The organism is Collinsella sp. BM28 (assembly GCF_054551995.1).
In genome coordinates this window covers 516,973-536,648 of sequence record NZ_JBTOLJ010000001.1, presented here as the reverse complement: position 1 = coordinate 536,648, position 19,676 = coordinate 516,973, and the positions used below count along the sequence as shown (strand labels likewise).

The following is a 19,676-nucleotide window of genomic DNA, read 5'->3' as shown; positions in this document are numbered from 1 at the left end:
CCCAGGATGTCAATCTCAAGACAGGGCTAGTGCGTGGCAGCACCACGGACGACTAGCAAAAAGCCTGGGGATACAGTTCCTGGTAACGAGTTTGTGCCATCGTAACGCGGACGAGATATGCCTGAGTTTCGGGGAACGTGATCGCGTTTCGCAGCAGATCGTCTTCCTGTGTCCAAATATCGACATTACCCATGCCGGCATTGTAAGCAGCGATAGCCTTGTCCGTAGCGCCATTGAAATACGAAAGGAGATACGAGAGATACGCGCAACCGAACTCGATATTCGTCTGGGGATCAAGAAGGTCATCGGCGGAGAACTGAGAACCATCGACCAGACCCTTGCTCACCATGTCAGAAGCGGTCTCGGGCATGAGCTGCATCAAGCCCATGGCCCCGCGATGAGACTGCGACTCTGCATCCCAGCTTGATTCCGAGCGAATAATTGCTGCGACAAGATACGGATCAACGCCATGGGCGGCGGCAGACGAAGTGATTTCGTCTTCATATGAAAGAGGATACAGGGACTTGAAAATCAACGAGGGGGCAAATGAATAGGCATATGAGATCACGCCGAACACCAGAACAATAGCGAGTGGAAGCACCCGATACCACGTAAAAAAACGGGATCGCTTGATCATTATCGCTCACCTTCGTGAAGGCCCTCAATACCTCGAAGACGCACCCATGCATCAAGGGCATCGAACAACGAATCATCGCCTCGAGTGTTGTCGATACAATGATCCGCCATGGCGATGATTTCATCTTCGGAAGGCTGAACCGAAGCTCGCGCATCAAAATCCACGACGGACATACCCCGGGCAATCGCGCGCTCGCGACGGACTTCCAATGGCGCGCTGACGGCGATCACCTCATCTGCAAGTCCAAACGCATCAGAAAACGCCGCAGGTGCGGAAACCTCAACGACAGTGAGAGGAAAGGAAGGTACGAGCGTTGAACAACACTGGATGGGAAGAAGCAGCGTGCTCAGCTGCTCAATCAAAACAGGGTGCACAAGATCGTTAAGGATATGAGTTGTCTCGGGAGTGGCAAAAGCTCGTTCAGCCAAAACAGATGTACGAATGTCGCCATATTCGTCGAGAACATCCCAGCCGAATTCATCGGCAATTGCCTGTGTCAGATCAGAGCCCGGCACATAAAGCTCTTTTGCCATTCGATCAAGGTCGATGTGTCGTGCGCCACGAAAGGACAGATAACGGGAGGCAGTTGACTTACCAGATGCAAGGTTGCCAATAACAAAGGCGATATATGACATAAGAAGTCTCCATATGAAAAAAGGGGGAGCTCGCGCTCCCCCCTCGACTCGCCCCCGCAAGGGGGCGAGAGCCGTCCACCGGTCAGCGGCGCCCTGCTCTCCCACGGGCTTCCCCCGCAGTACCATCGGCGCGGTGCGGCTTAGCTTCCGGGTTCGGAATGGGACCGGGCGTGCCCCGCACGCAATGGCCGCTGACCGGTGGGCGGCTCTCGTACCGTCCACCCGGGTGACACGCGCGTGCCCTGAGGGCCGCACAGCGACTTCCGCGGCGGATCCGAGATCGACCTGACCGTGACGACGCGACACCTTAGATACGTTAGTATGGCGTCCCGCCGGTCGGATGCGGGTAAGAGCTCGGGCTATTAGTACGGCTCGGCTGAGCGCGTCGCCGCGCTTGCACCTGCCGCCTATCGACCAGGTAGTCTACCTGGGCCCTTACCGGAAGGAGAACTGATCTCGGGAACGGCTTCCCGCTTAGATGCCTTCAGCGGTTATCCGCGCCGCACGTGGCTACCCGGCCGTGCCGTTGGTCGACAACCGGTTCACCAGAGGTGCGTCCACCCCGGTCCTCTCGTACTAGGGGCAGCCTCCCTCGATTCTCCTGCGCCCGCGGAGGATAGGGACCGAACTGTCTCACGACGTTCTGAACCCAGCTCGCGTACCGCTTTAAACGGCGAACAGCCGTACCCTTGGGACCTGCTCCAGCCCCAGGATGCGATGAGCCGACATCGAGGTGCCAAACCTTGCCGTCGATGTGGACTCTTGGGCAAGATCAGCCTGTTATCCCCGGAGTACCTTTTATCCGTTGAGCGACGGCCCACCCACGCGGGGCCGCCGGATCACTAGAGCCTGCTTTCGCACCTGCTCGGCGTGTCTGCCTCGCAGTCAAGCCCGCTTACGCTCTTGCACTCATTGAGGACGGTTGCCGACCGTCCCGAGCGGACCTTCGCGCGCCTCCGTTACCCTTTGGGAGGCGACCGCCCCAGTCAAACTACCCACCTGGCACGGTCCCCCGGCCGGATCACGGCCCGGGGTTAGGACGCCGGCGCGCCGAGGGCGGTATTCCAAGGTCGGCTCCACCCGGGCTGGCGCCCGGGCTTCGAAGCCTCCCGCCTATCCTCTACGCGACGGGCCAGCGGCCAATGCCAAGCTGCAGTGAAGGTTCACGGGGTCTTTCCGTCCTTCCGCGGGTAAGTCGCATCTTCACGACTAGTGGAATTTCACCGGGTCCATGGTCGAGACAGCGCCCAATTCGTTGCGCCTTTCGTGCAGGTCGGAACTTACCCGACAAGGAATTTCGCTACCTTAGGACCGTTATAGTTACGGCCGCCGTTTACCGGGGCTTGGCTTCGGGGCTTCGCCTCGCGGCTAACCCCTCCGCGTGACCTTCCGGCACCGGGCAGGCGTCAGACCCTATACGTCGGCTCTCGCCTTCTGCAGAGTCCTGTGTTTTTGGTAAACAGTCGATTGGGCCTCTTCACTGCGGCCGGCCTCCGCTCGCCCAGCGAGTGGGTCCACGTACGCGCCGGCGCCCCTTCTCCCGAAGTTACGGGGCCATTTTGCCGAGTTCCTTGACCATGGTTGACCCGATCGCCTCGGTATGTTCTACCCACCCACCTGTGTCGGTTTGCGGTACGGGCGGAGATGCCCCTGCCTAGGGGTTTTTCTGGGGACCACGGGCTCACTCGCTTCGCTCAGTCGCTTCGTCCGGAGCCTCGCCCTCCGTGGAGACCGGATTTGCCTGGTCTCCGGGCCGCGCTCCATCACGGGGACGTCCAGAACCCCGCCGAGCCACCCCAATCCGTCGCCCCGTCGGTCGTGACGGTGCATCTCCGGTGCAGGAATGTCCACCTGCTGCGCTTCGCCTACGGCCTCCGCCCTCGGCTTAGCCCCCGACTGACCCTGGGAGGATTAGCCTCGCCCAGGAAACCTCGGGTTTACGGCGGACGAGTTACTCTCTCGTCTCTCGCTACTCATGCCAGCATTCTCACTCCCCAGCAGTCCACCGTCGGTGACCCTCCGGCTTCGCCCCGCTGGGGACGCTCCCCTACCCAACGAATGATCGTTGCCGCCGCTTCGGCTCTCAGTTTAGCCCCGTGTATTGTCGGCGCATGTCCACTCGACCAGTGAGCTGTTACGCACTCTTTGAAGGGGTGGCTGCTTCTAAGCCAACCTCCTGGTTGTCTGCGCGGACGCACATCCTTTGCCACTTAACTGAGAATTGGGGGCCTTAGCGGGCGGTCTGGGCTGTTTCCCTCTCGAGCACACAGCTTAGCCCACATGCTCTGACTGCCGCGCTCTGGACCGACCGGCATTCGGAGTTCGGTTCGAATCGGTAGGCGGCGAAGCCCCCTCATCGATCCGGTGCTCTACCTCCGGCGGTTAACGCGCGACGCTAGCCCTAAAGCTATTTCGGGGAGAACGAGATATCTCCGGGTTTGATAGGCCTTTCACCCCTATCCCCAGGTCATCGGCGCACTTTTCAACGTACGTCCGTTCGGCCCTCCACGGGGTCTTACCCCCGCTTCAGCCTGCCCAGGGATAGCTCACCCGGCTTCGCGTCTGCGGCACGCGACTCATGTCGCCCGTTTCGGACTCGCTTTCGCTCCGGCTCGCTTCCATAGCTTAACCTCGCCGCGTGCCAGCAACTCGCTGGCTCATTCTACAAAAGGCACGCCGTCACCGGAACGAGCCGGCTCCGACGCCTTGCGGGCGCACGGTTTCAGGTACTGTTTCACTCCCCTCCCGGGGTGCTTTTCACCTTTCCCTCACGGTACTGGTGCGCTATCGGTCACATGGGAGTATTCAGGCTTGGAGGGTGGTCCCCCCGGGTTCGGACCGGGTTTCACGTGCCCGGCCCTACTCAGGAGCCTCCTCCGGGGTCCGTCCCAGGGTGCGCCTACGGGGCCCTAACCCTGTGCCGCCGGCCTTCCCATGCCGTTCGGCTCCCCTGGACGGTTCCCCGCCGGGAGCGCCAGCTCCCGGGCGGGAGGCCCTGCAACCCCGTGGGCGGTATAGGCTGGCGCCCGCCCGCTCCACGGTTTGGCCTAGGTCCCCTTTCGCTCGCCGCTACTCGGGGAATCTCGATGTTGATTTCTCTTCCTCCGGGTACTTAGATGTTTCAGTTCCCCGGGTTGTCCCCCTCCGGACTATGTGTTCATCCGGAGGGTGCCAGGACTTCTCCTGGCGGGTTCGCCCATTCGGAGACCCGCGGGTCGAAGGGTGTGTGCCCCTAACCGCGGATTATCGCAGCTTGCCGCGTCCTTCGTCGGCTCCATGTGCCAAGGCATCCGCCGTGCGCCCTAGATATCTTCCCGCCCCAACCGGGACGGGACGCCGTATCTAGACACTTGAATGTCTGGGTGTCGCATACGCTCGGTGACGTGCGTCACCGGCGATCGTCATGCAACTTACTATATGTTTGCAGATTGGAAGATATGTATCTCATATCTCTATATAGAAGAATCGATCAGATCAATAAATAGATCCGTCTTGTCGCTATGCGGCTCTCAAGGTACGCGGGGTGACCCCGGGGACCGGACACGCGAAGGGGCGGGGGGCGGAGACTCGGGCACACCTGCGCCGTAACTTGTGAGATCTGATTCTCTAGTGCTTTCAGAAAGCCTCGTGCTCCCTAGAAAGGAGGTGATCCAGCCGCACGTTCCCGTACGGCTACCTTGTTACGACTTCACCCCCCTCACCCTCCACACCTTCGGCGCCTCCCCCCAAACGGTTGGGCCGGCGACTTCGGGTGCAGACGACTCGGGTGGTGTGACGGGCGGTGTGTACAAGGCCCGGGAACGCATTCACCGCGGCATGCTGATCCGCGATTACTAGCAACTCCGACTTCATGGGGGCGGGTTGCAGCCCCCAATCCGAACTGGGGCCGGCTTTCAGGGATCCGCTCCGGCTCGCGCCATCGCATCCCGCTGTACCGGCCATTGTAGCACGTGTGCAGCCCAGGGCATAAGGGGCATGATGACTTGACGTCGTCCCCGCCCTCCTCCGGATTGACTCCGGCGGTCCCGCATGGGTGCCCACCCGAGGTGCTGGCAACATGCGGCGGGGGTTGCGCTCGTTGCTGGACTTAACCAAACATCTCACGACACGAGCTGACGACAGCCATGCACCACCTGTATGGGCTCCTCTCGGCCACGGGGTCTCCCCCGCTTCACCCATATGTCAAGCCCTGGTAAGGTTCTTCGCGTTGCTTCGAATTAAGCCACATGCTCCGCTGCTTGTGCGGGCCCCCGTCAATTCCTTTGAGTTTTAGCCTTGCGGCCGTACTCCCCAGGCGGGACGCTTAATGCGTTGGCTGCGGCACGGAGGGATCGTCCCCCCACACCTAGCGTCCATCGTTTACGGCTGGGACTACCAGGGTATCTAATCCTGTTCGCTCCCCCAGCTTTCGCGCCTCAGCGTCGGTCTCGGCCCAGAGGGCCGCCTTCGCCACCGGTGTTCCACCCGATATCTGCGCATTCCACCGCTACACCGGGTGTTCCACCCTCCCCTACCGGACCCGAGCCCGGCGGTTCAGGGGGCGGGACGGGGTTGAGCCCCGCCATTTGACCCCCTGCCTGCCGGGCCGCCTACGCGCGCTTTACGCCCAATGAATCCGGATAACGCTCGCCCCCTACGTATTACCGCGGCTGCTGGCACGTAGTTAGCCGGGGCTTCTTCTGCAGGTACCGTCTTGTCTCATCCCTGCTGAAAGCGGTTTACGACCCGAGGGCCTTCGTCCCGCACGCGGCGTCGCTGCGTCAGGGTTCCCCCCATTGCGCAAGATTCCCCACTGCTGCCTCCCGTAGGAGTCTGGGCCGTGTCTCAGTCCCAATCTGGCCGGTCGGTCTCTCAACCCGGCTACCCGTCGTCGGCACGGTGGGCCGTCACCCCGCCGTCTACCTGATGGGCCGCGGAGCCATCCCCTCCCGTCTGGGCTTTGCCCGGCCGGCCATGCGGCCTGCCGGGGTCATCCGGTATTACCCACGGTTTCCCGAGGCTATCCCGGAGGAGGGGGCGGGTTCTCCACGTGTTACTCAGCCGTTCGCCACTCGCTTCCCCCCGAAGGGGGGTGCCGTTCGACTTGCATGTGTTAGGCGCGCCGCCAGCGTTCATCCTGAGCCAGGATCGAACTCTCCGTCCAATTATGATGGCCGGACGCTGCGTCCGGTCGCGATCATGGTGGGCGCGGAGTGCCCGTCCCGACCAGCATCTCGCTGAATCGGATTCCATTCGATGTGTTAGCGTTTCAGTAAACTGGTTAAGGAAAAGTTGAACGGGGCCTGACTAAGTCAGACCTTACACAACTGATCTCGAAAAGTACATCACTGCTGACACCTTATAAATGGTGTCTCCACTTACTTCCGTCTCTTCGCGGTATCCGGTTCTCAAGGTACCCGCCGCGGGTCTTCCCGGCCTCGTCTTCACTCGGCCACCCGCGCGGCAAGGAGATATATTGCCAGAGTCGGAGGGGCTGTGAAGCGAGAATCGCTACTTCACATTTCCTCCATAACAGGAACTCTTAACCTCCTATATGAAAAGGAGCTTTGGGCGATCTTCCGCCCTATATAGATGACGACCATTCGGTTCTATTACATGTATGCGGCGGTCATCTGTACGGGATATATACCCTGTTTCGATCGGGTATCCATCGTAAAAAGAAACGGGATGCCCCATGGGACATCCCGTAGAAACGCACTTAGGCCTCAAGAGCCTTCTTGGCGATGGTGGCGAGCTCGTTGAAGGACTCGATGTCCTCGTAGGCCATCTGAGCGAGGACCTTGCGGTCGAGCTCGATGCCGGCGAGCTTCAGGCCGTGCATGAACTGGGAGTAGGAGATGTCGTTCATGCGGGCGGCGGCGTTGATACGGGTGATCCAGAGGCTGCGGATCTCACGCTTCTTGTTGCGGCGATCGCGGTACTGGTACTGGAGGGAGTGCTGCACCTGCTCCTTGGCGTACTTATAGGAACGGGATGCCTGACCGTAATAACCCTTTGCGCGGTTAAGGACGGTACGACGCTTCTTCTTGGCGTTCACAGCGCGCTTGACACGTGCCATATCTAATCAACTCCTAAATGAGATAACAGCGGAAAGGATGGATTAACGGCCGGCGAGGCGGGCGTTGATGACCTTGGCGTCGGCGGCGGCGAGCTCGGTCTCCTGACGGAAGCCGCGCTTGCGCTTGGTGGACTTCTTGGTCAGGATGTGGCTCTTGTAGGCCTTGGCGCGCATGATCTTGCCCGTGCCGCTGCGGCGGAAACGCTTTTTGCTGCCGCTGTGGGTCTTCATCTTAGGCATGGAACTCTCCTTCTGATACCTGGTTGACTACTTATCGCTCGGCTCGGATTCGCCCTCGTTATCGAAGGCGCCCTTGATGGGGGCGAGCAGCATGAGCATGTTACGGCCTTCCAGCTTGGGCTGGGACTCGACCGTAGCGAACGGTTTGAGATCCTCGGCAAGACGCTCGAGCACGTTCAGACCCTGCTCCGGATGCGCCATCTCGCGGCCTCGGAACATGATGGTGATCTTGACGCGCGCGCCCTTCTTGAGGAAGCGCAGGACGTGACCCTTCTTGGTCTCGTAATCGCCCACGTCGATCTTGGGTCGGAACTTCATTTCCTTGACCTCGATCTTGGACTGGTTCTTACGAGCCTGCTTGGCCTTCATGGCCTGCTGGTACTTGAACTTGCCGTAATCCATGACCTTGCAAACCGGCGGATCCGCGTTGGGAGCGATCTCCACCAGGTCGAGGTTCTGGTCATCGGCGATGCGCTGCGCATCACGTGTGTCGAACAGACCGAGCTGCGATCCATCGACGCCGATAAGACGAACGCGCGGAGCGCGAATCTCATCGTTGATGCGGGTGTCATCAGACTTAGCTATCTCGATACCTCCTTCTTGCACTCGTACAAATAAACCCGGAACCATGTGGTATCCGGGTCGACAGCTTTTGCTCGATTTCACGCAAATTGTAGCGTGAGTGCAAGCGTTCGGTTGTGCGACCAGACAGCTACCCAATGGTGCCGAAAGGTGGGGACCCTCAGATCCCGCTTTCCTGCTGGAAAACCAGCGACTCGAGAATGATAGCACGGGAGCGTCTGCTCCATGCTTTCCTCACGAGCAATGGATGTGGTGCCCGAGGTGAGATTCGAAGCGGCCGCCTTGCGGCGTCCACATCCGCTCAGGCCAAAGCCTTCGCGGCCTCGCTACAAACAGGCCACGGGCCTGTTTGCTTAACGCTCGGACACTCGCGTGAGTTCGGCTCATTGCTGAACTGCGCTCTGCATCCACGTATCACGTGCCATGCATGGTGCCCGAGGTGAGATTCGAACTCACACGCTGTCGCCAGCGGAGGATTTTGAGTCCCCTGCGTCTGCCGTTCCGCCACTCGGGCACGTAATCACGCTCAGCTATGGTACCACAGCAATCACACCCATGTTGCGAGATTCCGACTAAAGCGCTTGCGCAACTGGTCTGGCTACGAAAGGGGCGCCCGGCTTCTTCCCTAAGCAAACATTCCGCAGGGGAATCGACAAGAGATTCCCCGAGGACGTTTGCGTGGAAAGAAGCCGGGCGCCCCAACTGGTCAGTGACCTAAAACGTTACGCCTTGTTGACGGAACCGAACTCCTCCATGAGCTCCTTGGTGCGGGCCACGATGTTGTCGCGACCGGGCTTGAGGAGCTTGCGGGGGTCGAAGCCCTTGCCCTGCTGATCCTTGCCAGCCTCGATGTACTCGCGGACGCCCTTGGCGAAGACGAGCTGCAGGTCGGTGTTGACGTTGATCTTGGAGATGCCCAGGGAGATGGCCTTCTTGATCTGATCCTCGGGGATGCCGGTGCCACCGTGCAGAACGAGGGGCAGGTCGCCGGTCTCGGCCTTGATCTCGCCAAGACGCTCGAAGGAAAGACCGGCCCAGTCGGCGGGGTACACGCCGTGAATGTTGCCGATGCCGCAGGCGAGGAAGTCAACGCCCAGGTCCGCAATCTGCTTGCACTCAGCGGGGTCAGCGAGCTCGCCGTTGGAGGTCACGCCGTCCTCGGTGCCGCCAATGCCGCCGACCTCGGCCTCGATGGACATGCCCTTGGAGTGGGCAAGCTCAACGAGCTCCTTGGTGCGGTCGAGGTTAAGCTGGAAGGTCTCCTCGTGAGAGCCGTCATACATGATGGACGTGAAGCCGGCCTCGATGCACTTGAAGCAGTCCTCGTAAGAACCGTGATCGAGGTGAAGGGCGACGGGAACGGTAACGCCCGTGGCCTCGACGGCAGCCTTGACCATGTCGGCGCAGACCTTGAAACCGCCCATCCACTTAGCGGCACCGGCGGTGCACTGAAGGATCAGCGGAGACTTGGCCTCCTCGGCAGCCTGGAGAATAGCCAGGGTCCACTCGAGGTTGTTGGTGTTGAACGCGCCGAGAGCGTAGTGACCGGCCTCGGCATCCTTGAGCATCTGAGCTGCATTGACGAGCATATTGGACCTCCCATTGTCCATACTCTGAACGGTAAACGTCTGCATTTTACCACGCGAACGGCTCATCTAAACGAGCATTGGGACGTTAGCCAGCTCGACACATCGAGCCGATGTTGAGCCCACGCGCTCACCGATAATGGCGCAAGCCGCGGCGCATAAAGAGGTTCGTCTCGAGCTCACGCGCAATGGTGGTCGTGTCGTTGTGGCCGATGAGACACAAAGTATCGGCGGGCAGGAACGTGCCCATCTTGCCGAGCGAGTCTATCACCTGTTTCTCATTACCGCCTTCGAGATCGGTGCGGCCATGCGCGCCAGGGAACAGCGTGTCACCCACAAACGCCACGTCACCCGTAGTCGCCGCGCAGAAAAGCACGATACCGCCGGGAGTGTGGCCCGGTGTGGCCATGACCTGCAGGACAACGTCACCGAACTCAAACGTGTCCCCCTCGTTGAGCAGACGGTCGGGAGTGGGCGGCATCTCGTGGTCGAACCCCCACATCTCGCGCATGCTCTCGATCGCCCCCGCCATGAAATCTTTGTCTGCCGCGGAGATCATGAACGGCACATCCGGTCCGAGCGCGCGGCGCAGACCCGCCACGCCACCGATATGGTCAGCGTGGCCGTGCGTGCAGATGATGGCGCTCACGCGAGCATCGGGACAGCGCTCGGCAAAGACCTCGGCGAGCTTCTCCCCGTCCCATGCGGGATCGATGATGGCAGCCTCGCCCTTGCTCACGGCGAAGTACGTGTTCGTCTGGATGGGCCCGTTCACCACGCAATGGATGGCGAGCGACCCCCTCTTCTCGAGATCGAGCTTCATATCTACAACTCCTTCGCGGCATGCGTAAAAACAATCGAGGCGAGACTTCGAGTCCCGCCTCGACATTCATTCGATTATCCTACGCCATCCTAAATCGAGCTGACACTCCGAGTGGGCGAAAACCAAATTCACACCCCTCGATACCCGCGAGGCGTATACCAGAAACCCACAAGAGAGATATAGCCCCTTATCCAAGCACTCACTGCCTCAATCCACATTCCGAGCTGAAAAAGCCATATCTCATCGCCCAGAGCATCGATTCTGAATGAAGCCCCCATGCATAGCAGTCCCGAAATGGCAAACACTCGGAAGAAGTATCTTCCATCACTCTTCAGCTTGTTTACGAAGCGGCCAGCATCCGCCTTGGCGTCTTCCTTGGCAAAGCGGGTGATTGGCAGGGCGCTCACTCCACCGCAAACCGCAAAGACGACAATTGAAGCCAGCATACGATCACCTTGCCACAACAAGTTCACGTAGATGAACCCGGCCCACAACGCGATTGAGCCGACAAGAGCAACGGCGATGACCCGTCTCATTGCAGCGCCCATTGGCTTCATCCGAAATCGCCTCCTCGTTTCGGGGCAAGTACCTTTTACCTAGTTACCCCGACAGGCGCCTCAACACTCCAGCTCTTAACCAGTTTTGTGCAAGCGGCGTCAGAATAGAGATAGAAGTCCTTGCGCGTGATCATCTCGGGAACATCGCAGTACCAATGCTTCATGATGATGTACATGTCGGCATGATGGGCGACATTACTCATGATCGTCCAATCTTCGAAAGACAAAGCAAGGCATTTTCGCGGGCATACCCGCCCCGACTCTAAGACGTTTGTTTCTCTCCCCGAGCATCTCAACTCCCCATGCTCCGTTTATTGAACCCATATGCATCCTTGCACTCCAGAGGCGTTTCATTTGTCAACAATGGGGGTGCAATTCATATGAAATTAGGCTTCGCTATCTTCTGATACACTTTTTCGAATAATAAGCTGAATCGCTTGACGAATCGAGCTTTCAAATGAACGAGAAACTTTCACTGAGCTTGTGGACCGCCGTTCTTATTTGCTTCCCCAGAGCTGCATATAATCCGACGCTCTCGATCTCATCCTCCAACACAGAAATCGTCCCTCTCTGCATCGCACTTGGCGCATTGCCCTTTTGCAGCAAGGCAATAAAGACCAATCTCAAATATCAGCCTCTCATAAGCCGCTTGGGCCACGCTTCTGCTTAAGTCTTCGTCATCGCCGAAAGCGCGTCCATCCTCTGCTCTGAAGCGTTTCTAGCATATGCAATCCCCCCTGAGGTCGAGAACCTGCTCAGTCTCTGCGTAGCATTTAGCTATTCCTCATCTTTGATATGCTGGGCAATCTTCCTGCAGGCACATTCTCATGAGACGGCTTCGGCAAGCGGGCCAAGATCATTCCTGCTCGCCTACGCTTTGTTCTTCCTCTACGACAAGGCGACTCTTTTTCTTCCTCAGAACAATCCGCTTTGGACGATTGTGCTGTCCTTCCTCTGTGGGCTTGCATTGTTCCTCAAGCTCAAACATAGCCTACACGAGGACAACCAATTGGTCTTTGAACCCTTGTGGCTCATGTCCGGAATGCTCGTTTATCGAGTATCGAGCTTCCTTGTAAACGGCATTGCGCTCACCTATGGTTTTTCCAGCGGCCTGTTCGACAATCAAGTAAATGTATGGTTTTGGGTCCTCCCTCCAGCATTCCTTTTGGGGCTCGCCTGCCATCAACGCATACAGCTGCGCAAGCGGCGTTGCAAGACGCATCCCACCGAACAGCGACCTCATCTCTCCGGCGACGCGGCGACATCGCTCTCGCCAGGGAGAACGAAGTTATCGCTCGCGACTTACTGGGTGAGAAAACGCACTCGACCAGCGACGCAATGGGAATTGCACCAGGAACGATATCCACCCTTCGCTCACGCGCTCGAAAAAAGCTCAATATATCTGCGCACACGGATCTTGAGAGGCTTGTCCGGGACGGGAAAATCCACCTCGACAACCCCGCAGACCCGCCGGCAAACAATCATCTTTCTTGGAAATGTCTGGCGATTAGCCTGCTAGCAGCCCTTATCGTCATCACATCCACTCTGTCGGACACCATAACCCTCCCAAATGGAGACCAGATATTTCAGGCAAGCTACTACTTCATCTGGGGCGCAGGGGTATTGCTGCAGGTTTACAGCCTCGCTTTCATGTCATCTCCGACCAAGTGCTTTCCTTCCCGTGCCCCAGCGAAGACGCCGACAGAAATCGCTATATCGCTCTACAGCCTCTCTGCCTTTGTTGTGATAGGGGCCCAACTGTACTTGGGTCTATTGACCGTCTGCTCACTTTTTATTTGTACGGCGCTTCTTTTCGGATTACTTCACATGTGCGGCAAAAACAAAGAGAGGGCGACGTCCCTCGTCGCGGTTCCCTATTACTCGGGCATAGGGCTAATCCTCTCTCCCATTGTCGGGACCTATTACGAACTCTGGGGGCTACCCTTAATTCTCAATTTCATCGTTTGTGGCATGGCCCTGCTCACCTTCTTCAGGCAATATGGGGCACTCCGGCTCGACAGGCAAACAGAGAAGGCACAGGAAGCAGACGGAATGCTACTGCTCAGCGAATACGGCATTACAGGCCTTCAAGCGAATATAGTTCTCGACTTGGCAAAAGGAATGAGCGTCAAAGAGATTTGCGAAACGCGAAGCACCACGACGAATACCGTCAAATCTTATAGGCGCCGCACGTTTAAAAAACTCGGTGTCCACAGCGTGGAAGAGTTGAGAGAATTAATAAATATCCCCACACATTAAATAGGACGATTTGCACCCCATTGCTTACACATCTGTTGTGGGACAAAAGGGCATAGTTGGAGCAATATCGGCTCTCTACATTTGGAGGGACAATGAGACACATTGTCGCAAATGCAGCAGCACTCATATTGATGGCAGCATCCGTCTTTGGGTTATGCCCGCAACAGGCGGCAGCACAAGCCAGCATTCCCATGACAGCCCATATCTACGAGACGCCAATGACGAAACGCCCGGACAATCTTGTCGAAACACTTAGAATCAATACGTCATTCGCACTCCTGACTTCCAAGAGCCTTACCGCCGAGCACTTCTCGGGTCAGAACATGGGAGTTGAACTCACAGCCTAATCTCCATCAAGTGGCACCTTCACCGTCAAGCTCTACCGCGGCACATCGTATATTGGATCGGCCACGTTGAAGCGAAACGGATATTCCCGAGCCGAATGGACAAACGTCGGCCCGGGAGTCTACCGCTTTGTTTTCTCCAAGACAAATGACGGTAAAGTCGTTACCTGCACGGGGGTTCGCACCTTCTCTTGGTAATCGAAGAGCGGTTAGCGCGACCTGCGCTTCATGGTCTTATTGCCCTCACCCGGCATGAGACGGCGGGCGTCGTAGACGCTCTCGACCGCGCCGATGGCGGCGAGCAGCGGGTCGAGGCGGCTCGCGTCGGAAATCTCGATGAGGAACCGCAGGGTCGCGATGCCCTCGCGACTGGTCGAGGTGGCGGCGGAGAGGATGTTGCCGCCCGCGTCGCCGATGGCGATGGTGACGTCCTTGAGCAGCCCCATGCGATCGATGCACTCGACCACGACCTCGACCTGGAACAAGGCATCGGCGCCCGTATCCCAGCTCACGCCGATCATGCGCTCGGGATGCTCCATAAGCCCCTTGACGTTGGGGCAGTTGGCTCGGTGCACCGACACGCCGCGGCCACGCGTGATGAAGCCCACGATATCGTCGCCCGCGACGGGGTTGCAGCAATGCGCTAGGCGAACGAGCATGCCGTCTCCGTCGGCGCCCTCCACGAGCACGCCGTTGCTGCCCTTCTTGGCACGCTTGGACTGACCACCGGTGCGCGGGGGCTGATGCACTACGCTGGCGATGGCCTCTGCCTTGGCCTCGGCGGGGTTTTGCGGCTGCGGGTCGAGGATTGCCTGGACTTTATTGCCCACGGCGCGCGGCTGCACCTTGCCGGCGCCCACCGCGGCGAACAGGTCCTCAAGCGCCTTGTAGTTCATGTCGCTCGCCACGGCGTTGAGCGCGCGCGTCGAACGCGGCGTGGAGATGCCGTATCCGCGTTTGCGAAGGTCGCGGGCGAGCATCTCGCGACCGGCCGTGGCGTCCTCGTCCTTGGTCGCCGCAGCGAAGTAACGGCGGATCTTGGACTTGGCGCTCGGCGTCTTGACGATGTTCAGCCAGTCACGCGAGGGCTTGGCGTTTTTATTGGTGAGGATCTCGACGCGATCGCCCATGGCGAGCGTGTGCGTAAGCGGAGCCACGGCGCCGTTGACCTTGGCGCCCACGCAATGGTTACCGACCTCGGTATGTACCGAGTAGGCAAAGTCGAGCGGAGTGGATCCCATGCGCAAGTTCATGACCTCGCCCTTGGGGGTGAAGACGAAGATCTCTTGGTCGTAGAGGTCGACCTTGAGCGAGTGGAGAAACTCCTTGGGATCGTCAATCTCGTCGTTGGCCGCCCAGTCGAGGCTGCGCTTGAGGGCGTTGATCTGGTCGTCGAGGCGCTGGGCGCTCGTTGCCTTGACCGCACTCGAACCACCCGAGCGCTTATAGAGCCAGTGCGCGGCGATGCCGTATTCGGCTTGCTCGTGCATCTCGTACGTGCGGATCTGAATCTCAAGCGGGCGCGCCGTGGGACCGATGACCGTGGTGTGAAGGCTCTGGTAGTTATTCGCCTTGGGCATGTTGATATAGTCTTTAAAGCGCCCCGGCATGGGCGTCCACAGCGAGTGGACGGCGCCGAGGGCGGAATAGCAGTCCGCAATCGAGTTGGTGATGACGCGCAGGGCCACCAAATCGTAGATCTCGGAGAACTCCTTACCCTTGCGCTTCATCTTCTGATAGATCGACCAATAATGCTTAGAGCGACCGGCGATCTGATACCCGGTGAGACCCACACCCCTTAGTTCGTCATCGAGCGCCTTGATAGTCTCGGCCAAAAAGCGCTCGCGAACCTCGCGGCTCTCGCTCACCATGCGGGCGATGCGCTGATAGGCCTCGGGCTCCAGGTAGAAGAAGGAAAGGTCCTCGAGCTCCCATTTAATTGAGCTCATGCCCAAGCGGTCGGCGAGCGGGGCATACACGTCCATGGTCTCGCGCGCCTTGAACAGGCGGCGATCCTCGCGAAGCGCCGCCAAGGTGCGCATGTTGTGCAGGCGGTCGGCGAGTTTGACGATGACCACGCGGATATCGCGGCTCATGGCGAGGAACATCTTGCGCAAGTTGAGCGCCTGCTTCTCATCCATGGTGTCCACGTCGATGTTGGTGAGCTTGGTCACGCCGTCGACGAGCTCCGCGACCGTCTCGCCAAAATACGTGGTCACATCATCCAAAGACGTCGTCGTGTCCTCGACGGTGTCGTGCAGCAGTGCGGCGCACACCACGTCGCAATCCATCTTGAGTTCCGCCAGGATTATCGCGACCTCGACGGGATGATTGATGTACGCCTCGCCGCTGCGGCGCTTCTGTGCACAGTGCTTCTCGGCGGCAAAGCAGTACGCCCGCTCGACCAGGTCGCAATCCTCCTTGCCCATGTACCTGCCCACCAGGTTCGCGAGCTTGTCGAAATTGTCCGCCATGAACTCGGTGGGAAGGTCGTCGGCATGAGCGTAGTGCACCATTTCGGCGCTCGGGCGCAAGGGCTCGGAGCCCTGTTTCCATTCCGTGGCCTTGGGTTGCCGCGTTGCAATCGGCTGTTTATCCATCGATGGTACCTCCCTCGCTCACCTGCGGGGTTATTGGACGGTTCACGCGTGTCAGCATATCACGGGCGGAGGCGGTGAGAGCCCAGTCCCTAAATGCGGAGAATTCCATGCGGGCGTGGATGCCCTCGAGGTACCTAATCGAGCGATCGAGGTCCACGTGCCCGGGATTCTCGACCATCTCGACCTGACGGGAACGCTCGTCGCCGGCCACGCGGGCAAAGCCGAGCTCCTCGAAGATCGCAAGCCCATGCGGGACCGCGCGCTCATCCACCGGTGTACGCGCGTCGATGGCCAGACACATCTGGGCGATATCGAGATCGCTGGCGCTCAGGGGCGCCCCGGACGCCTCACCGCGATGGCGACGCCACATGGTCTGGAGCGCACGGTACAGCGTAACGAGCTCCCCGCGTTCGGGGGCGGCGGCATCGAGCAGCCGCTCGTTGATGCGGGCGTCGCGACGCGAGTAAAGCAGATGGATGCGAGCCGGGGCACCATCGCGTCCAGCACGACCGCTCATCTGGTTGAATTCGGTAGAACCAAAGGGCATGTGGTACAGCACCACGTGGCGGATATCGGGCAGGTTCACGCCCTCGCCGAACGCAGATGTGGAGACGATGCAGGTGAGTGCACCGTCACGAAACGCCGATTCGACGACGGCGCGATCGGCCCGGCTGAGACCGGCGTTGTAAAAGGCGATGCGCTCCCCCAATTCCGGCACGCGTCGGCGCAGCGTACGGCAAAGCGCGACGGACTGGTCGCGCGAGTTGACGTACACCACGCATTTTTCCCCGGTGGCGACGATGGAGACCAGACGGTTCTCGCGACTGGAGAGATCACGCTCGTCATCGAGATCGAGGTTGTCGCGTATGGCGGCGTCAACGACGACGTTGTCGATGCGAGCAAGACGGCAAATCTCGGTCGCGACGTCCGTCGATGCCGTCGCGGTCGCGGCAAGGACACGGGGGGCGCCCAACTGGTCCAAAATCGCTGGAAAATCGAGGTATGCGGCGCGGTCCCCGCCCTTTGCTCCCGCCATGTGATGTGCCTCGTCCACGACGACGAACCCAACGCGGCGCGAGACGGCGAAACGGTCGCGATGAATGGAGAGGAACTCGGGCGTGGTGAGGACGATATCGATTTTGCCAGCGACAAGCTGGTTAAACAGGCGGTCGCGAACAGCCGATGGGGTCTCTCCCGTAAGCACGCCGACGCGCGCGCCGAGTTTGGCGAGCGTTGAGGTGAGGTGAAACGACTGGTCGGCCACGAGGGCGCGCAACGGGTAGACGAACACGCTCACCATGCCATTGGCGATTGCTTCGCGCATGGCATGCACATGGAAGATGAGCGATTTGCCCCGGCCCGTGCCCATGACGGCAAGGGTGTTGCGACCGCCCTTGAGGGCGTCGAGGGCCTCGAGCTGCGCGCGATGCGGAGTGGCGGAACCAATCATCGTATGGATGAGTGAGCGCGTGAGCTGGTCATACGGCAGTCGAGCCAGGGCGGCGCGACGGTCGGCGTCAACCGGTACGGGCACCTCGGCGGCGGGTGCCGCACATGGCGTGCCGTCGGTGAGGGGGTTTTGGGCCGTCGAAGCGTCGCACGAGAGGGGCGGAAGCTCGGGCAGCCCCACGCGCCCGCCGTCGGAGCACGACCGGCAGAGGATATCCTTGACCATGAGCTTGGGCTTGACGCGGCCCTGCCAGCACTCGGCGACCGCCTCGAAGACGAGATCGACCACCGTATCGCAGTTGACGAGCGCGTCGACTTGCGCGACGCGGAACATGATGGCCGGAACGCTCGCGGCGCCATCGGTCGCCACGAACCGCATATGGTCGCCCGTCTTGCCCACCACGGCACGATCGCACATGGTGACACCGCAAGCAGCGAGCAGGGGCACTTTGTTGCCTTGCCCGAATGGCTCGAGCATGCCGATCTGGCGAATGGTGTCGATATCAAGTTCCGAGAGGCGCACCGTCGCCGCCACCTCGCCGCGGTCTTCGAAATCTTCCCGCGGGAGTTCCGCGAGCACCGCATCGAGCCGTTCGCGCAGCGCATCGAGATTTTCCGCGACACACGTCACGCCCACCGCACCGGCATGACCGCCAAAACGAATGAGCAGGTCCGAGCACTTCTCGACCGCCTCGAAGAGGTTCACGTTACCCACGGAGCGACCGGAGCCGCGGGCAATGCCGTCTTCAATCGAGAACAGAAGGGCCGGTACGTGGTAGCGGTTGACCAGCCTGCTCGCCACAATGCCCTTCACGCCCTCATGCCACCCCTCGCCGCCCACGATGATGCAACGGCCGCCGTCATACGTCCTCTCGACGAGCTCCTCAGCCTGCTCGGTGAGCTCTGCCTCGATGGTGCGGCGTTCCTGGTTGATCTCCTCAAGGCGCGAGGCAAGCGACGCCGCTTCATCGGGGTCACGGGCCATAAGCAGGTCGAGCGCCAGGGTGGGGTCGGCCATGCGTCCGGCGGCGTTCAAGCGCGGAATGAGCGAGAACGAAAGCCCATCGGCGGTGATGGCAGAGAGGTCCGTTCTGGTCACCGCCGCGAGCGCGACGTAACCGGGCCTTGTCGTTGTGCGCATGTGGGCAATACCGTCTGCCACCAGCGCGCGGTTCTCGGGCGTAAGAAGCATCATGTCGCTCACCGTTCCGAGGGCGGCGACCTCGGTAAACGAACGCCATAGCTCGGGCATGCCCAGCCGCGATCCCAGGACCTGCACCAATTTGAGGGCAACGCCGACGCCGGCGAGCTCGCGGCTGGGGCCTCGCCCGTCAATCTTCGGGTCGGTGACGGGAATGCCCTGGGGCACAAGGTCGGCGGGCTCGTGATGATCGGTCACCACGATGTCGATGCCTCGCTCCGTGAGGTAGCCCACCTCATCACGAGCGGCAATGCCGTTGTCGACCGTGATGACGAGCGATGGCGAGCACGCCTCGATCACGCGGTCGAGGGCCTGACAGGTCAAGCCGTAGCCTTCGTCGAATCGATGAGGTATGAAGGGCTGGACACGCGCACCGAGCGCGCGCAAAGCCTCGGTGAGCAGGCAGGTGGACGTGATGCCGTCGACGTCGAAGTCGCCGAACACGGCGATGGGCTCGCTGCTCCGCACCGCCCGCTCCACACGATCCGCCACCTCGGCCATGCCGGGGATGATAAGGGGATCCGCCCAGTCCCTTTCCAGCGAGGGAGTGAGGAACAGGCGACCCTCCTCAACCGAGCGGATCCCATGGGCGACCATGATGCGCGCCACGAGCGGCGCCACGTCCAGCCCCGCGGCGAGCTCGCCCTCAAGCTTGGGATCGCTTGCCGCCACGCACCAGTGATGAGTCGTCTTAAGCGATGCCAT

At 60.1% G+C, this 19,676-nt stretch carries 13 protein-coding genes, 1 tRNA gene and 3 rRNA genes; 2 read left to right on the top strand and 15 right to left on the bottom strand.

Features of this window, described 5'->3' with window-relative positions:
• Positions 1–52: 52 nt before the first annotated feature.
• The 13 genes from ACX9NZ_RS02250 to ACX9NZ_RS02190 all read right to left on the bottom strand — a co-directional run bounded on the left by ACX9NZ_RS02250 (position 53) and on the right by ACX9NZ_RS02190 (position 11,321).
• Complete coding sequence (locus ACX9NZ_RS02250) at positions 53–637, bottom strand: lytic transglycosylase domain-containing protein (protein ID WP_407495742.1); 585 nt, start codon at positions 635–637, stop codon at positions 53–55.
• Complete coding sequence (gene coaE, locus ACX9NZ_RS02245; protein ID WP_459389428.1) at positions 637–1,272, bottom strand: dephospho-CoA kinase; 636 nt, start codon at positions 1,270–1,272, stop codon at positions 637–639. The genes ACX9NZ_RS02250 and coaE overlap by 1 nt, the downstream gene beginning before the upstream one ends.
• Before the next feature lie 80 nt (positions 1,273–1,352).
• Positions 1,353–1,468 (bottom strand): 5S ribosomal RNA (gene rrf, locus ACX9NZ_RS02240).
• Positions 1,469–1,613: 145 nt separating this feature from the next.
• Positions 1,614–4,589: ribosomal RNA gene (locus tag ACX9NZ_RS02235) — 23S ribosomal RNA — on the bottom strand.
• Positions 4,590–4,910: 321 nt separating this feature from the next.
• Positions 4,911–6,415, bottom strand: a 16S ribosomal RNA gene (locus ACX9NZ_RS02230).
• Together the 16S, 23S and 5S rRNA genes form the textbook arrangement of a ribosomal RNA operon.
• A gap of 555 nt (positions 6,416–6,970) precedes the next feature.
• Positions 6,971–7,330, bottom strand: coding sequence for a 50S ribosomal protein L20 (gene rplT, locus ACX9NZ_RS02225; RefSeq protein WP_118654133.1), 360 nt, complete (start codon positions 7,328–7,330; stop codon positions 6,971–6,973).
• A 42-nt stretch (positions 7,331–7,372) separates the two neighbouring features.
• A complete protein-coding gene (gene rpmI / locus ACX9NZ_RS02220) occupies positions 7,373–7,570 on the bottom strand; it encodes a 50S ribosomal protein L35 (RefSeq protein ID WP_006720997.1) in 198 nt (65 codons plus the stop codon).
• Between the two features lie 27 nt (positions 7,571–7,597).
• Positions 7,598–8,200 carry a translation initiation factor IF-3 gene (gene infC / locus ACX9NZ_RS02215; RefSeq protein ID WP_118654132.1) on the bottom strand — a complete coding sequence of 201 codons (603 nt, stop codon included), beginning with the start codon at positions 8,198–8,200 and terminating at the stop codon, positions 7,598–7,600.
• A 380-nt stretch (positions 8,201–8,580) separates the two neighbouring features.
• Positions 8,581–8,666: transfer RNA gene (locus ACX9NZ_RS02210), tRNA-Leu, on the bottom strand.
• A 208-nt stretch (positions 8,667–8,874) separates the two neighbouring features.
• A complete protein-coding gene (gene fba / locus ACX9NZ_RS02205) occupies positions 8,875–9,741 on the bottom strand; it encodes a class II fructose-1,6-bisphosphate aldolase (protein WP_040361002.1) in 867 nt (288 codons plus the stop codon).
• A gap of 127 nt (positions 9,742–9,868) precedes the next feature.
• Positions 9,869–10,561, bottom strand: a complete 693-nt coding sequence (locus ACX9NZ_RS02200) for an MBL fold metallo-hydrolase (RefSeq protein WP_118654130.1) — start codon at positions 10,559–10,561, stop codon at positions 9,869–9,871.
• 128 nt (positions 10,562–10,689) lie between these two features.
• A complete protein-coding gene (locus tag ACX9NZ_RS02195) occupies positions 10,690–11,118 on the bottom strand; it encodes a hypothetical protein (protein WP_118654129.1) in 429 nt (142 codons plus the stop codon).
• Positions 11,119–11,153: 35 nt separating this feature from the next.
• Complete coding sequence (locus ACX9NZ_RS02190; RefSeq protein ID WP_158574846.1) at positions 11,154–11,321, bottom strand: hypothetical protein; 168 nt, start codon at positions 11,319–11,321, stop codon at positions 11,154–11,156.
• A gap of 1,135 nt (positions 11,322–12,456) precedes the next feature.
• On the opposite strand from ACX9NZ_RS02190, the gene ACX9NZ_RS02185 reads away from it, so the two are divergent.
• Entirely contained in the window at positions 12,457–13,377 is a 921-nt protein-coding gene (locus ACX9NZ_RS02185) for a helix-turn-helix transcriptional regulator (RefSeq protein ID WP_158574845.1), read from the top strand.
• 92 nt (positions 13,378–13,469) lie between these two features.
• Positions 13,470–13,724: a hypothetical protein gene (locus ACX9NZ_RS02180; protein WP_118654127.1), complete on the top strand. Its 255-nt coding sequence runs from the start codon at positions 13,470–13,472 to the stop codon at positions 13,722–13,724.
• A 206-nt stretch (positions 13,725–13,930) separates the two neighbouring features.
• On the opposite strand, the gene ACX9NZ_RS02175 is transcribed toward ACX9NZ_RS02180, so the two are convergent.
• Complete coding sequence (locus ACX9NZ_RS02175; protein WP_118654141.1) at positions 13,931–16,237, bottom strand: RelA/SpoT family protein; 2,307 nt, start codon at positions 16,235–16,237, stop codon at positions 13,931–13,933.
• A 76-nt stretch (positions 16,238–16,313) separates the two neighbouring features.
• Positions 16,314–19,676 carry a single-stranded-DNA-specific exonuclease RecJ gene (gene recJ, locus ACX9NZ_RS02170; protein ID WP_294157993.1) on the bottom strand — a complete coding sequence of 1,121 codons (3,363 nt, stop codon included), beginning with the start codon at positions 19,674–19,676 and terminating at the stop codon, positions 16,314–16,316.